This is a genomic window from Blastopirellula marina (assembly GCF_002967715.1).
GTDB lineage: Bacteria > Planctomycetota > Planctomycetia > Pirellulales > Pirellulaceae > Bremerella > Bremerella marina_B.
Genome location: NZ_PUIA01000094.1, coordinates 87,965 through 102,565, shown reverse-complemented (window position 1 = coordinate 102,565; position 14,601 = coordinate 87,965). Strand labels below are relative to the sequence as shown.

11 protein-coding genes are annotated in these 14,601 nt (G+C 56.2%); 7 read left to right on the top strand and 4 right to left on the bottom strand.

The features are described 5' to 3' along the window. Nucleotides 1-33: 33 nt before the first annotated feature. The 3 genes from C5Y96_RS26345 to tdh all read right to left on the bottom strand — a co-directional run bounded on the left by C5Y96_RS26345 (nucleotide 34) and on the right by tdh (nucleotide 3,798). Nucleotides 34-1,341: a homoserine dehydrogenase gene (locus C5Y96_RS26345; RefSeq protein WP_105359605.1), complete on the bottom strand. Its 1,308-nt coding sequence runs from the start codon at nucleotides 1,339-1,341 to the stop codon at nucleotides 34-36. Nucleotides 1,342-1,518: 177 nt separating this feature from the next. Continuing rightward, a complete protein-coding gene (locus C5Y96_RS26340) occupies nucleotides 1,519-2,706 on the bottom strand; it encodes a glycine C-acetyltransferase (RefSeq protein WP_105359602.1) in 1,188 nt (395 codons plus the stop codon). 60 nt (nucleotides 2,707-2,766) lie between these two features. Then, nucleotides 2,767-3,798 (bottom strand): L-threonine 3-dehydrogenase, encoded by a 1,032-nt coding sequence (gene tdh, locus C5Y96_RS26335; RefSeq protein WP_105359599.1) that lies wholly within the window; start codon nucleotides 3,796-3,798, stop codon nucleotides 2,767-2,769. Between the two features lie 247 nt (nucleotides 3,799-4,045). Here tdh and C5Y96_RS26330 point away from each other — a divergent pair, with 247 nt between their 5' ends. Further along, nucleotides 4,046-4,447 (top strand): VOC family protein, encoded by a 402-nt coding sequence (locus C5Y96_RS26330; protein ID WP_158261439.1) that lies wholly within the window; start codon nucleotides 4,046-4,048, stop codon nucleotides 4,445-4,447. Between the two features lie 79 nt (nucleotides 4,448-4,526). On the opposite strand, the gene C5Y96_RS26325 is transcribed toward C5Y96_RS26330, so the two are convergent. After that, nucleotides 4,527-5,828, bottom strand: coding sequence for a Gfo/Idh/MocA family oxidoreductase (locus C5Y96_RS26325; RefSeq protein ID WP_105359595.1), 1,302 nt, complete (start codon nucleotides 5,826-5,828; stop codon nucleotides 4,527-4,529). Between the two features lie 383 nt (nucleotides 5,829-6,211). Between C5Y96_RS26325 and rpsD the strand changes: the two genes are divergently transcribed. The 6 genes from rpsD (at nucleotide 6,212) to C5Y96_RS26295 (ending at nucleotide 14,565) form a co-directional block, all read left to right on the top strand. Next, nucleotides 6,212-6,820 carry a 30S ribosomal protein S4 gene (gene rpsD / locus C5Y96_RS26320; protein ID WP_105359593.1) on the top strand — a complete coding sequence of 203 codons (609 nt, stop codon included), beginning with the start codon at nucleotides 6,212-6,214 and terminating at the stop codon, nucleotides 6,818-6,820. A 189-nt stretch (nucleotides 6,821-7,009) separates the two neighbouring features. Then, nucleotides 7,010-8,440, top strand: a complete 1,431-nt coding sequence (lpdA, locus tag C5Y96_RS26315) for a dihydrolipoyl dehydrogenase (protein WP_105359590.1) — start codon at nucleotides 7,010-7,012, stop codon at nucleotides 8,438-8,440. Between the two features lie 286 nt (nucleotides 8,441-8,726). Then, entirely contained in the window at nucleotides 8,727-11,429 is a 2,703-nt protein-coding gene (aceE, locus tag C5Y96_RS26310; RefSeq protein WP_409994439.1) for a pyruvate dehydrogenase (acetyl-transferring), homodimeric type, read from the top strand. A 96-nt stretch (nucleotides 11,430-11,525) separates the two neighbouring features. Then, nucleotides 11,526-12,908, top strand: coding sequence for a 2-oxo acid dehydrogenase subunit E2 (locus C5Y96_RS26305; RefSeq protein WP_105359586.1), 1,383 nt, complete (start codon nucleotides 11,526-11,528; stop codon nucleotides 12,906-12,908). Between the two features lie 187 nt (nucleotides 12,909-13,095). Next, nucleotides 13,096-14,103, top strand: coding sequence for a zinc-ribbon domain-containing protein (locus tag C5Y96_RS26300; RefSeq protein ID WP_105359583.1), 1,008 nt, complete (start codon nucleotides 13,096-13,098; stop codon nucleotides 14,101-14,103). Between the two features lie 33 nt (nucleotides 14,104-14,136). Further along, on the top strand, nucleotides 14,137-14,565 hold the full coding sequence (locus C5Y96_RS26295; protein ID WP_105359581.1) for a hypothetical protein: 429 nt from the start codon (nucleotides 14,137-14,139) through the stop codon (nucleotides 14,563-14,565). Nucleotides 14,566-14,601: the final 36 nt, after the last annotated feature.

Genomic DNA, 14,601 nt, shown 5'->3' with positions numbered 1-14,601 from the left:
CACACGGATATAGCGTCTAGTGTTTCATGGAAGCTAGTCTTGGACCAGCATCTTGCGGGCACCTGGTTTGACGGTAGGCATCTTGCTGATCACTTCCAGCGCGCGAGCCGCTTGTCCCTGAGTTGCCGTGTGGGTCATGATCACCAGTGGGGTGTAGCTCTTGGTGTCGCCGTCGAAGTTCTCGGGCTCATGCTGAATCACCGAGGCGATCGAAATGCCTTCTTCACCCAGCGCGCGAGCAATTTCAGCCAGCACACCAGGACGGTCTTCGACGCTGAAGCGGAAGTAGTGGCGACCTCGGATCTTATCGGGCGAGCACATCTGAACATCGCTGTGATTCTCGGTGAAGAGCTTCAGCGTGCGGAACGTCAAGGCAGTGCGACCGACCGCCATGTCGATCATATCAGCAACAACCGCGGAAGCGGTCGGCTTCTGGCCGGCACCTTGGCCGTAGTAGAACAGCGGACCAACCTGGTCCCCTTCGACGTTGATGGCGTTGAACGGACCGCGTACTTCGGCTAGCGGTTCGCCGGCTCGGATCAGCGATGGCGAGACATGTAATTCCAGGCCGTCGTCGCTCAGCTGAGCCGAAGCTAACAGCTTGATACGATAGCCGAGTTCTTTGGCGAAGCGGATGTCGACCGGCAACAGCTTATCGATCCCTTCGCGGGGGATCTTCTTCCAGTCGATTTTGATGCCGAAGGCGATGTGCGCGAGGATGGCCAGCTTCTGGGCGGCATCGGTCCCGTCGACATCCATCGTCGGATCGGCTTCGGCGTAGCCGAGACGCTGGGCTTCTTTGACGGCCCACTTGTAGCTGGCCTCTTGTTCTTCCATGGCTGAAGCAATGAAGTTCGAAGTGCCGTTCAAGATGCCGCTGAGCGAACTGACCTGATTGGCGGTCAGGCACTGGCTGAGATTCGTGATGATCGGAATCCCGCCAGCCACGGCGGCGTCGAAGGCAATGCTGCGGCCCAGCTCGCGTGCGCGGGCAAACAACTCGGCACCGTGTTCGGCAATCAGAGCTTTATTGGCGGTAACGATATCTTTACCGCTTTCCAGCAGCTGCAGCATGATGGTGCGGGCAGGTTCAATCCCCCCGATCAGCTGCGCGACGACCTTGATTTCGGGGTCGCCTGTGACTTCGCTCAAGTCGTCTGTCAGCACGCCGTCCGGTAGTTCGCAGTCTCGGGCACGGCTCAGATCGCGCACGACGGCTTTCTCTAACCATAAGGTAGTGCCCGCGTTACGAGCCGTGCGGTCGCCGTGATCGAGTAGGATTTTAGCGACGCCAGCTCCGACGGTTCCTAAGCCGACAATGGCGACCTTCGTTTTGTGCATAGGTATGGACAAACGGTATGAGGATGAACTTAATCGGTCGTGAAAGGGATCATCCTAGGTTGCCTTAGGGCGACTAGTCAACTGGGCTAAAGTTGTTGCCCGGCAATAGGTTGGGCCAAACTACGCGTCATTTTGCGCAGCTTGGGGGAATGTTTTCCCATAGGCAGCTGTGGGAACTTAGAGTCCCAGCTCTTGTTTCACAGCGGCGAACTGCTCGACGGCGAACTTCAGTTCTTCGATCGAATGTCCAGCGGAAACCTGGGTGCGGATGCGAGCTTTCCCTTGCGGAACGACCGGGTACGAGAATCCAATCACGTAAATTCCCCGCTTGAGGAGTCGTTCCGAGAACTCGGCCGCGACCTTGGCGTCGTAAAACATCACCGGCACGATCGGGTGCTCGCCTGGCAGGACATCGAGACCCAGCTTAGCGATCTCTTCGCGGAAGAACTTGGTGTTGGCTTCCAGTTTGTCGCGGAGTGCGGTCGAGCTTTGGATCAGCTCTAAGGCCTTCAGCGAGCCAGCCACGATCGGCGGGGCCAGCGTATTGGAGAACAGGTAAGGACGCGAGCGTTGACGCAGTAAGTCGACGATTTCCTTCCGACCGCTGGTGTAACCGCCTGAAGCACCACCGAGCGCTTTGCCAAGCGTGCCGGTGATGATGTCGATGCGGTCGATCACATCGTGATGCTCGTGCGTTCCTCTGCCGGTCTTGCCCATGAAGCCCACGGCATGCGAGTCGTCAACCATGACCATCGCGCCGTACTTATCGGCCAGGTCGCACAGGTCCGGCAAGTTGCAAATGTAGCCGTCCATGCTGAACACACCGTCGGTCGCGATCAGCTTGACGCGGGCACCGGCAGCTTCTTTCAGCTTGGCCTCGAGATCGGCCATGTCGTTATTCTTGTAACGGAACCGTTGCGCTTTGCAGAGGCGAACGCCGTCGATGATGCTGGCGTGATTCAACTCGTCGGAAAGGATGGCATCTTCCGGGCCAAGGATCGTTTCGAACAGTCCGCCGTTGGCATCGAAGCAGGACGAATAGAGGATCGTGTCTTCCATGCCCAGGAACTTGGTGATCTCGTCTTCCAGTTGCTCGTGCGACTGCTGCGTACCGCAGATGAAACGAACTGAGGAAAGCCCGTAACCCCAGCGATCGAGACCTTCCTTGGCGGCGGCGATGATCTCGGGATGATCGGACAGACCGAGATAGTTGTTCGCGCACATGTTCAGCACATGTTGCTGCTGTGGCAGGTCGATCTTCGACTTCTGCGGCGAAAGAATCGTGCGTTCGCTCTTGTAGAGACCTGCTTCACGGATTTCGTCGAGGATGCCCGAATAACGCGACTTTACTTCTTCATTCCACATCGCAATTTCTCAACAATTCTTGTCCCCTCTCACTCGAAGGGAGAGGGCTAGGGTGAGGGATTATTTTTCCGTCCAATCGAGCACAACCTTCCCCGATTGTCCGGAGAACATTGCCTCGAAGCCTTTTTCAAATTCGGTGTAGTGCAAACGGTGCGTGATGACCGGGTCGAGGTCGAGACCGCCTTGCAGCAGCACGGTCATCTGATACCAGGTTTCGTACATCTGGCGGCCATAGATGCCCTTGATGGTCAGCATGTTGAAGATGACATCGTTCCAGTCGATGGCGATGTCTTCAGGGGGAATGCCGAGCATCGCGATCTTGCCGCCATGGCACATGTTTTTGATCATATCGCGGAAGGCCACGTCATTGCCTGACATTTCCAGGCCGACGTCGAAGCCTTCGTGCATGCCCAGCTCTTTTTGCACGTCCGAGAGCTTCTCGTTGCGGACGTCGACAACGCGGGTCGCGCCCAGCTTCTTGGCCAGTTCCAGTCGCCATGGGTTCACGTCGGTCACCACGACGAAGCGTGCTCCGGCGTGCTTGCAAACGGCGGCGGCCATGCAGCCGATGGGACCGGCACCAGTAATCAGGACATCTTCGCCCAGCACGGGGAAGGTCAGGGCCGTGTGAACCGCGTTGCCGAAGGGATCGAAGATCGAAGCCACGTCTAGCGGAATGTCGTCGGCATGATGCCAGACGTTGGTCATGGGAATCGAGATGTATTCGGCAAATGCGCCGGGACGATTGACGCCGATTCCTTCGGTTTCCGAGCAAAGATGGCGACGTCCGGCCATGCAGTTACGGCACTGACCGCAGACGACGTGTCCTTCGCCACTGACAATCTGGCCAGGCTCGAAGATGCCGACGTTCGAGCCTACTTCGACGATCTCACCGACGAACTCGTGCCCGACGACCATCGGTACCGGAATGGTTTTCTTCGCCCAGGCATCCCATTTGTAGATGTGGAGATCCGTTCCACAGATACCAGTCTTGAGGACCTTGATCAGAACATCGTTGATGCCGATGGCTGGTTCCGGGACATCTTCCAGCCACAATCCCTTTTCCGCGTGACGCTTGACGAGCGCTTTCATGAAACGAACCTAAAGGAGCCTCTGCGCAAAGTTGAACATTGACCAATCCCTGATTGTAACGCCGACACGCCGCAAGCGAATGCCAAACAGGCCTTATCCGCCAACAAAGTTCGCGGATGTTTGCTGGAAATCGCTAACAGCTAAACAACCGTTTGGTGACAGTGGCAACTGTACCCATGGCGAGAGGGTATTTGGCTAGGTTATGTTAAAACGGAACAACAACAAGTCCCTCGCAAGAGCTTGCACCATGCCCCGCCCGATCCCCATTAAGAACTTGAATCACCTGGCCCTGGCCGTGCGCGATGCCCGCGTTGCTTGCGGTTTCTACCGCGACGTCCTCGGTTTTCGCGAAGTTGAACGCCCTCCGTTCAATTTCCCCGGAGCATGGCTGGTGGGATATGGCATTCAGATACATATCCTGGAAACGGATCACCTCGGAGAGTACGGCGACAACCCGAACTCCCGCGCGAATCACTACGCATTCGCCGTCGACGACAACAGCGACCTGGTCGATATCCTCAACGAGCACGGCATCGAGTTCATCCAGCGGGTTAATGCCGGCAACGTGCATCAGACGTTCTTTCAAGATCCTGACGGGCACACGATTGAAGTGGCCTTGTATCCGGCGGATCCACCGTTTGTTGATTAGGTCGGCCGATCGGTGATCCAAGAAATAAAAAAGCCCTGGGCTGTATGTCCAGGGCTTCGTTGTTTTACCAAGGCGACCTCTAGATCCGCCAACCTTCGCGGTACTTTCGCTCGATGAACTGGTTCGCCGAGTCGTTGTTGGTGACCTTCAGGGCCTTGGCGTCCCATTCGATTGGTCCACCGCTGCGGTAGGCGACGTTGCCTAGCAGAACCGTTTCGGTCAGTGGGCCGCTGTAGTCGAAACTACACGTTGTGGGTGTGCCTTCCTTGATGGCCTTGATCCATTCCTCGTAGTGACCAATGGAATTGGGTATGCTTTCTTCAGGGGCTTTCCAGTCCTGGAAGTCTTCCTGCGGCAGCAGTTTAAAGTCGCCGTAGGTGGCCAGCATCATCCCCTTGTCGCCATGGAGCATCACGCCGGAACCAGGGACCTTGTGTCCGTTGATTTCTTTCGGACAGTGATCGCCGTCGCGCCACTTCATGGTGACGGCCGGAGCGACATCGGTTTTGGGGAAATCGTAATTCACGGTCAAGCCGAGCGGTGCCGTATGGGCATCTGGCTCGGGGCCTTCGGCCGAGATCTTGGTGGGGTACTTCAGTTTGAGTGCCCAGAAGACCACGTCAATGTAATGGCAGCCCATGTCGCCGAGTGTACCACCACCGAAGTCCCACCAGCGTCGCCACTGGGCTGGCATGTAGACCGGCGAATAGGGACGCTCGGCTGCTGGGCCGAGCCACAGATCCCAGTGCACTCCCTTGGGAACCGGTGGCGTATCGGTAGGAACGGTACCTCCCCCCCAGCCTTTGCCAACCCAGACATCAACGTGCTGGATGTTGCCGATGGCACCTGATTGAATGGCTTCGACCACGCGGCGATAGTTGTTGCCTGCGTGAATCTGGGTACCGAGCTGCGTGGCCAGCTTGTTCTTGACCGCGAAGTTGGTCATCTCGCGGGCCTCGTGAACCGTGTGGGTCATCGGCTTTTCGCAGTAGACGTGCTTGCCTAGCTGCATCGCCCACATCGAAGCCGGGGCGTGCGTATGGTCCGGCGTGCTGACTACGACGGCATCGATGTTCTTCTCTTTGTCCAGCAGAACTCGGAAGTCGTTGTATTTCTTCGACTTGTGCTTGCTGTATTGATTCAATGCCTTGTTCAAGTAGCCGTCGTCGATATCGCACAGCGCGACCAGGTTCTGGCCGCTAACGCCACTGACATTGGCCGAGGCACGGTTCTGAACACCGATACACGCGATATCCAATAGCTCGTTCGCAGACTTCGACTCAGCGGCCGCGGCAAGCTGGTGGAAACCTGTTCCGGCAACCATGGCAGCTGCAGCAGATGTTTGGAGAAAGGAGCGGCGACTTAGAACTGGTTTTCTCATGCAGAAAATCCTTCAGGCAAGAAAGTCTAGTAGAGAGGTGGCCATGAACACGGCCGGCGGGACTCACATCAGTCTCACTGATGATTCTCCAGAATACAAAGTTTCATGTCACGATACATCATGTTTTTATCGACTTTAATCGCAGGAAAAGGGTTGAACCAGAGAGTTGGGGTGGGGTTTACGGCATTCAGGGGGGACTTTGAATTTCACTTAAGGGCCGGATGAGCCCCTTGTCAAAGGTGGTTAGGTGCGGCACAATGTGTGGTTTCCACCCGGTCTAAAGTATTGACCAGGGAACAAACGTGGATGTAGGAATCACGTTTTCGTCGCTTAACTGCGGTATGGTGATTCCTGGAAATCGAATTCTTAGGAGTGAACCGCACATGGGCCATTACACAGGTCCCAAGGCCAAAATCAACCGTCGTCTCGGTGCCATGATTTATGAAAGTCGCGGCGCTATGCGTGCTGCTGACCGCCGGCCTAATCCCCCAGGTATGCACAATCGTCCAAAGCGCCCGTCCAACTACGGTGCTGCTTTGATGGAAAAGCAAAAGATCAAGCATTATTACGGCATTGGTGAAAAGCAGCTCCGTCGCTATTTTGCCCACGCCAAGCACAGCAAGGGCAACACGGGTGAAAACTTGTTGTCGTTGTGCGAACGCCGCCTGGACAACATCGTCCGTCGTGCCGGTCTGGCACTGACTCGCTGCCAGGCTCGCCAGGGTATCGTGCACGGTCACTTCCTGGTCAACGGCCAGAAGGTTGACAAGCCATCGTACCAGATGCGTCCCGGCGACGTGGTTAGCGTCCGCAACCGTGAAAAGCTGCAGATTCTGTATCGCAGCATCCACGGCGATGCTTCCGGTGAACCAGCAGCGTTCCTGTCACCCGATCCGGAAACCCTGTCGGTGACCTACGACGCCGTTCCAGGTCCTGAAGATTTCAGCCTGCCGGTGGACGTGAACATGGTGGTCGAATTCATGTCGCGTTAATTTCCGAAATCACTTTTTCGGCAATTCGCAGATTTCAGAGGGATTCCGGCACGACAGCCCGTCGCGGAGTCCCTTTTTTTTTGGTTCAATGTGCCACTGTTACCTGTGGAACTTGAGAAGCATCTCCCCACTACCGCATCTCAGGTCAGTAACTCAATTTTGCCTTAGTAAATTTGCTAGAGAGACATCATGGCTCATACCCAATTGGCGGTCATCGGTGGTGGTCCTGGGGGCTACGCAGCAGCTTTTTTGGCTGCCGACGAAGGAATGGAAGTCACCCTCATCGAAAAAGAACCGCGTCTCGGGGGAACGTGTTTGCTGCGTGGATGTATCCCATCCAAGGCGCTTTTGCACGTAGCACGCGTGATTGACGAAGTTCACGAACTAAACAAGGACTGGGGTGTCACCTTCAGTGAACCACAGATCGAGCTCGACAAGCTGCGTGCTCGCAAAGAAGGGGTGATTAAGTCCCTTTCGACCGGCCTGGGGCAACTCGCCAAGAAGCGAAATGTGACCGTCATCAAGGCCAAAGCCAGCTTCATCGATTCGAGCACGCTCGAACTGGAAGGGGACGATCCTTCCATTCCTGAAGGGGGTAAGCTGACGTTTGATCACGCGATTGTCGCCACGGGTTCGGTGGCTGCCATGCCGCCCGCTTTTCAGATCGACTCGCCACGGGTGATGGACTCGACCGGCGCTCTGGAGCTGCAAGACATTCCCGAAACCATGCTGGTGATCGGTGGTGGCTATATCGGCCTGGAAATGGGCACTGTGTACGCCCACCTGGGTACCAAGGTCAGTGTCGTCGAGTTGACCGATGGACTTCTACCGGGTGCCGACCGTAACCTGGTCAAACCGCTGGCCAAGAAGCTGGAAGAATTGTTCGAGGGTCGTATCTTCACCAACACCAAGGTCGGTTCGCTGGGCGATCGCGACGGCAAGGTCGAAGTTGCCTTCGAAGGTCCAAACAAGTTCGGCACATTCAAGTATGACCGCGTCCTGGTTTCGATCGGTCGCTGGCCGAACACCAAGGGAATTGGCCTGGAAAACACGCAGTGCGTTGTCGACAAGCGAGGTTTCATTGGGGTCGATAAGCAGCTTCGCACGGCTGATCCGAAGATCTCGGCCATTGGCGACGTGACCGGCAACCCAATGCTCGCTCACAAAGCAACGCACGAAGGTCGTGCCGCCGTCGAGGCCATTCTGGGCCACCCGGTTTCCTTCGAGCCTGCTGCGATTCCGGCCGTGATCTTCACTGATCCAGAAATTGCCTGGGCTGGTCTGATGGAAGAAGAAGCCAAAGCCATGGGTAAGAAGGTCGAAGTGGCCATGTATCCATGGGCTGCCAGCGGACGTGCCCAAGCATTGGGGCGTACCGATGGGTTGACCAAGTGGATCATCGATCCTGAGACCCAACGCGTTTTGGGCTGCGGTATTGTCGGACCTGGGGCCGGTGAGATGATTTCCGAAGCCGTTTTGGCACTGGAAATGCGAGCCGAAGTCTTTGATCTGACCTCGACAATTCACCCGCATCCGACCCTAAGCGAGACGGTTATGAACGCTGGTGAGGTATTTTTCGGAACCGCTACCGAAATTTACAAGCCAAAGAAGAAGTCGTAACGTCTTGTCCTTAAACAACTTGTAGTTTTAATTGGGCTTATGCCGATTCTGCTGACTGCAGAAGACGGAGAGGGTTCGCCTACCACTCGCTGACAAATACGGTCAGCGCGGTAGAATTCAGACTCGAAGCCCGCCTCGGGCCTAAACCGAGATTGATCTTTGAGATAAGTTAATCGAGGGTTGCTTCGCCAGAAGAGCGTCGCGCAATGAAGTCGCGACGAACGAGATTTTTCCCTGGCGCAAAGCAACGGACTGAAAAAAGGGAAGTTGCATGGCGAACGCCAAAATGATGCCTGCCGAAGAGAACTTGATGCGGAACAACCCGTCGACCTTTTCCCAAGACGTGGACCCGGCGGAAACGCAAGAGTGGCTCGACTCGCTCGACTACGTTCTGGAAGGAAAAGGGGATGATCGGGTTCGCTTTCTTCTCTCGGCTTTAGAGAATCGAGCTCACGCACGCGGCGTGGATGTGCCGTTTGCTGCCAACACGCCGTACATCAATACGATTCATTCCTCCGATCAGCCGGCGTACCCGGGTAACCGAGAATTTGAACGCCGCATCAAGAGCATCATCCGCTGGAACGCGATGGCGATGGTGACGCGGGCCAACAAGAACTTTGAGGGCCTGGGTGGTCACATCAGTACGTTCGCTTCAAGTGCTACGCTGGTGGAAGTCGCTTTCAATCACTTCCTGCGTGGTCGTGGAAGCGGCTACGAAGGGGACCAGGTTTATTTCCAGGGGCACGCTTCCCCGGGTATTTACTCGCGGGCGTTCGTCGAAGGACGCTTGACCGAAAAGAACCTCGAGAACTTCCGCCGTGAATTGCAGCCGGAAATGGGGCTTTCGTCCTATCCGCACCCATGGCTGATGGAAGATTTCTGGGAATTTCCAACCGTTTCGATGGGCTTGGGACCGATCTGCTCGATCTATCAGGCTCGCTTCAATCGCTACATGCATGACCGGGGTTTGAAAGACACCAGCAAGACACGCGTCTGGGCGTTCCTCGGTGACGGCGAATGCGATGAACCGGAAACCTTGGGTGCGATCAGCCTCGCTTCGCGCGAACAACTCGACAACCTGACGTGGGTCATCAACTGCAACCTGCAGCGTCTCGACGGTCCAGTTCGTGGTAACGGCAAGATCATCCAGGAACTGGAAGCGGTCTTCCGTGGTGCCGGCTGGAACGTCATCAAGGTGGTTTGGGGAAGCGACTGGGATCCGCTGCTGGAAGCCGACAAGACGGGCCTTCTGGTCAAGCGAATGGAAGAAGTCGTCGACGGTCAGTACCAGAAGTACGTTGTCGAATCGGGCGAATACATTCGCAAGCACTTCTTCGGCAAGTATCCCGAGTTGCTGGAACTGGTGAAGAACTACTCCGACGAAAAGCTGCAGAAGCTGACTCGTGGTGGTCACGATCCTGAAAAGGTTTACGCAGCCTACAAAGCGGCGACCGAATGCAAAGGGAAGCCGACCGTCGTCATCGCCAAGACGATCAAGGGTTATGGTCTGGGCGAAGCTGGCGAAGGCCGCAACGTCACCCACAACCAGAAGAAGCTCAACGAAGAAGAACTGCGAGAGTTCCGCACACGCTTCAGCATTCCGATCTCGGATGAAGAAGTCGTGAAAGCTCCGTTCTACCGTCCGCCGGAAGATAGCGCTGAAATGCGTTACCTGAAGAAGCGACGTCAAGAACTGGGGGGCCCGGTTCCTTCGCGTCCGACCACTCATCCCACGTCGACCATCCCAACCATGGAGGAATACAAAGAATTCCTCGGTGGCAGCAAGGGGAAAGAAATGTCGACCACGATGGGTTTTGTCCGCCTGCTTTCCAAGCTGTGCAAGGACCAGAACATCGGTCAGAACATCGTGCCGATCGTCCCTGACGAATCGCGTACTTTCGGTATGGAAGGGATGTTCCGCCAAGTCGGTATTTATGCCCACTCGGGGCAGTTGTACGAGCCGGTCGACTCCGATCAGCTGATGTATTACAAGGAAGCCAAAGACGGTCAGATCCTGGAAGAAGGGATCACCGAAGCGGGGTCGATGTCGTCGTTTATTTCGGCGGGCAATGCGTACTCGCAACACGGCATCAACATGATTCCGTTCTTCATTTACTACAGCATGTTCGGCTTCCAGCGGATCGGTGACCTGGTCTGGTGTGCAGCTGATACCCGTGCCAAAGGTTTCATGATCGGCGGTACCGCAGGTCGTACGACCCTCAACGGCGAAGGTTTGCAGCACCAGGATGGCCACAGCCATCTGAACGCGATCGCCTTCCCAACGGTTCGTTCCTACGACGTCTGTTATGCCTATGAAACGGCTGTCATCACCCTCGACGGGATGAAAAAGCTGTACGAACAGGGCGAAACGGCCATCTACTACATCACCGTAGGCAACGAAAACTACGTGATGCCCGAGATGCCTGCAGGTGCTGAAGAGGGAATCATTCGCGGTATTTACAAGCTGAAAACGCAAGAGGCCGACAAGCCGCGTGCGAAGGTTCAGCTGATGGGTAGCGGAACGATCACTCGCTGCGTGCTCGATGCTGCTCAGATTCTGGCTGAGAAGTACAACATCGCCAGCGATGTCTGGGGCGTTACCAGCTACACCGAGTTGCGTCGCGATGCCCAGTCGTGCGAACGTTGGAACATGTTCCATCCCACCGAAGAGCCGAAGAAGTCGTACATCGAAACCGTCATGGACGGCGTCGAAGGTCCGTTTATCTCGGCTTCCGACAATGTCCGGGCATGGGGCGAACAGATCCGTCCTTACCTGCCTGGCAACATGGTTGCTCTGGGAACCGACGGTATGGGACGCAGCGAAACTCGCGAAGCGCTGCGTCGTCACTTCGAGGTCGATGCCGAATCGGTGGTCATTGCCACGCTTTACGAGTTGGCTCGCACCGGCAAGATCGAGCGTACCGAAGTGGCTCAGGCGATCAAAGATTTGAACTTCGACGCGGAAAAGCCAAACCCATATTTTGCCTAACGGCATATTGGCAGCATCGTCGGTCGGACAGACCCCTGGCCGACGACCGCTTTTCCATGCGACTTGAAATACGCATTCCAAGCAAGGTTATTCACCATGGCAATAGACGTACAACTGCCTGATCTGGGCGATGGAATTGAATCGGGAGACGTGCTGGCCGTGCATGTTTCGGTGGGCGATACGGTCGAAAAGGGACAAACCCTGATCGAAATCGAAACCGATAAGGCCACGGTCGATGTTCCCAGCACCGAAGGGGGCAAGATTGCAAAGGTCCACGTCAAGACGGGCGATACCGTAGCTGTTCACGCGCCGATCGTGACCCTGGAAGCCGCCGGCTCCGCTGGTTCTTCGGCACCTCCTGTCGCTGCACCACCTCAGGAAGAAAAGGCCCCTGAACCAGAAGCCCCTCCGGCTCCGGTTAAGGCCGTCGAGCCAGCTCCGGTTCGCGAAGAACCTAAAGCGGCTCCTCAGCCTACTAAGCCAGTGGCACCACCCAAGCCAGTTACCCCGGCACCAGCCCCAGTTGCCGAAGCACCTAGCGCCGACGACAGCGTGCCAGCCGGGCCGGCCGTGCGTCGCTTTGCCCGCGAAGTAGGTGTCGATCTGCGCAACGTTACCGGTTCGGGTCCCAATGGTCGCATCGAACGTGATGACGTTCTGCGTACCGTTCGAGATTTGAACCAAGGAGGATCGGCCGCCAAGTCGGGTGCGGCTTCCGCGGCCCCTGCGACGGGCGCTTTGCCATCGCTCACCGGCGAAGCCAACCAGGACAAGTACGGTCCGGTTCGCATCGAGAAGATGAAGAAGATCCGCAAGGTCACCGCTGCTCAGATGAGCAAGAGCTGGACGACTGCTCCGCGGGTTACCAACTTCGACGACGCCGACATCACGGCCCTCGAAGAACTGCGTCAGCAAAGCAAAGACGACTACGCCGAGGCTGGTGTCAAGCTGACCACTATGCCGTTTTTGATCAAGGCCGTTGCCGTTGCTTTGCGTGAGCATCCGGAACTGAACGCCTCGATCGACATGGAACAGGAACAGGTCATCTACAAAGATTACGTGAACGTCGGTATTGCCGTCGATTCCGATCGTGGTCTGCTCGTGCCGAATATGAAGAACACCGATCGCATGTCGATTCCCGACATCGCTCGTAGCCTTCAGCAAACGGCTTCCGACATTCGTGGCAACACGTTTGAAATGTCGGCCATCCAAGGTGGGACCTTCACGATCAGCAACCTGGGAGCTATCGGCGGTACTTACAGCACGCCAATCATCAATGTCCCGGAAGTTGCCATCCTGTTGGTTGGCCGCTCGCGAAAGATGCCGGTCGTTGTGAAAGACCAAATCGTTGCTCGCCTGATGATGCCGCTGAGCCTGTCGTACGATCACCGCCTGGTCGATGGTGCCACGGCCCAGCGATTCCTGAACGACGTCAAGAGCCTGCTGGAGAACCCCAGCAAGCTGTTGATGGCTCCTTAGTCATCCGAGCCACTCTCGAAATGTATAAAAGCCCCCTCGCGATACCAGATTGCGAGGGGGCTTTCTTTTTCGTCGTTGGGAATTGGGGTAACCTTCTATGGGGCACTCAAAAGGATGGAGTGGAGCAGGCCAATTCTGGTGGCTATAATCCAGGTCGATTGAATCTCGATCTTGCGAATGGGTGATCATGGCCAAGCTTCATATTGTCTGTCCGAATTGCAGTACCAAGTATCCCGTTGCCGACGACAAACTTGCCGGGCGGCGAGTCACGTGTAAGAAGTGCTCGCAGAAGTTCGTTGCAGAGATTCAGGGGGCCACTCCACCTCCGGAGGATGACCTGTCTCTGATACCCAGCAGCGCGGCAGATGATCCGTTTGGAGGAGATTCTTTCGGTGGGGGTGATCTGTTTGGCGACTTTCCGAGTTCGGAATCAGCCACGTCAGCGCCTTCGCTAGGAGCATTGCCTGCCAAGCAAAAGAGCAACTCGCCTGGGGGCTTCGACCTTATACCTATTCTGCTTGGATCGGCGCGAGTGGTCGGCGTTTCGGTTGTGGTCATCATTGCGTTCTCGACAGTTTTTGCCTCGCCCGGCTCAGGCCAGGGGTCGTCCCCCGGCAACAATGTAGCGGGCGGTCCGCGTGGCCCAGGGGCACCTTGGAACGATCGAGGATTTGGGCCACCGCAAAACCAAGGCGGGGCAAGAAGCGAGGGGGCGTTCGCGCCGCCGCGTAGTCAAGGCGGGGCGAACGATGAAGGGATTTATGTGCCACCGGCTGATGGTCCGAACCCAAGCCCGCCATTCGGTGGATCGACCCCGAATCAACGCAATGAGCCCTCCTTGGGGCGGACGAATCCACCGCCACCAGGCATGATGCCTAATTGGGGACCCAGTCGTAGACCATCCGGTGAGGATTTTAGAAAGCAGTTAGAGAAGGATTATGGGGATAAGCTCGTACGCTTAGAGCACAAGAAGATCAGTGTCGATCAGACCAAAGAGATTGGGAAAGTTTTGGGCCCTCTTATGATCAACATGTCTTATTCCAGCTTCTTCGATCCCAATGTTGATAGCTATGTCTTCTTGTTTCCATACGACGGCGATCTGAACGAACTGGCTTCGAAGATCACCTTTGGCGAGGTGGACAAAGTACTCGTAGGTGAGCGGCGAATCCGTATGAAGACGATCACGATTCCCTGACGGTTCCGATAGCAAAGCGGGTAGGGCCAGCCTATGAATGCTAGTCAGCTCGTTCAGAGTGTGATCGAAGCCCCGCAATTTCTCAGTCAGCAAGTCCTGCTGATTGAGAAGCTCGCGATTCAAGATGCGACCGCGTTGGTGTCGCATCTGGTTCAGGCATTCCACGCTTATCAGTTGTGGCCCCAGGACGCGGCCTGCCTCATCGCTGCTTGCCGTCCGACCGACGAGCAGTTGCTGCAACTCTTGAAGGATGAGCGTGAACGTTGCCAAAAACTTGGCCTACACATCCTGGCTCAGTTGATTGACGCGTATCACTTCCAGCAGCAGGCACACACGGACTTGGCGATTGTCGTTCTTTCGCTACTACGGACGGAAGTATTTTGGCCGAGGCGAAAGTACATGCGCTCGCTGGAGGCTTGGGCGAAATCTCATTCCTTCCCGGGCGACGCCCCGCCAGCATAGCGTTGATAGTAAGGCCTGGTCGCAACAGGAAGAGAA

Bases quoted from the DNA above. Each gene is read 5' to 3' on its own strand.
- C5Y96_RS26300 (WP_105359583.1), top strand. From the start codon at position 13,096: ATGGCCAAGCTTCATATTGTCTGTCCGAATTGCAGTACCAAGTATCCC.
- lpdA (WP_105359590.1), top strand. From the start codon at position 7,010: ATGGCTCATACCCAATTGGCGGTCATCGGTGGTGGTCCTGGGGGCTAC.
- aceE (WP_409994439.1), top strand. From the start codon at position 8,727: ATGATGCCTGCCGAAGAGAACTTGATGCGGAACAACCCGTCGACCTTT.
- C5Y96_RS26340 (WP_105359602.1), bottom strand. From the start codon at position 2,706: ATGTGGAATGAAGAAGTAAAGTCGCGTTATTCGGGCATCCTCGACGAA.
- rpsD (WP_105359593.1), top strand. From the start codon at position 6,212: ATGGGCCATTACACAGGTCCCAAGGCCAAAATCAACCGTCGTCTCGGT.
- C5Y96_RS26295 (WP_105359581.1), top strand. From the start codon at position 14,137: ATGAATGCTAGTCAGCTCGTTCAGAGTGTGATCGAAGCCCCGCAATTT.
- C5Y96_RS26330 (WP_158261439.1), top strand. From the start codon at position 4,046: ATGCCCCGCCCGATCCCCATTAAGAACTTGAATCACCTGGCCCTGGCC.
- C5Y96_RS26305 (WP_105359586.1), top strand. From the start codon at position 11,526: ATGGCAATAGACGTACAACTGCCTGATCTGGGCGATGGAATTGAATCG.
- C5Y96_RS26345 (WP_105359605.1), bottom strand. From the start codon at position 1,341: ATGCACAAAACGAAGGTCGCCATTGTCGGCTTAGGAACCGTCGGAGCT.
- C5Y96_RS26325 (WP_105359595.1), bottom strand. From the start codon at position 5,828: ATGAGAAAACCAGTTCTAAGTCGCCGCTCCTTTCTCCAAACATCTGCT.
- tdh (WP_105359599.1), bottom strand. From the start codon at position 3,798: ATGAAAGCGCTCGTCAAGCGTCACGCGGAAAAGGGATTGTGGCTGGAA.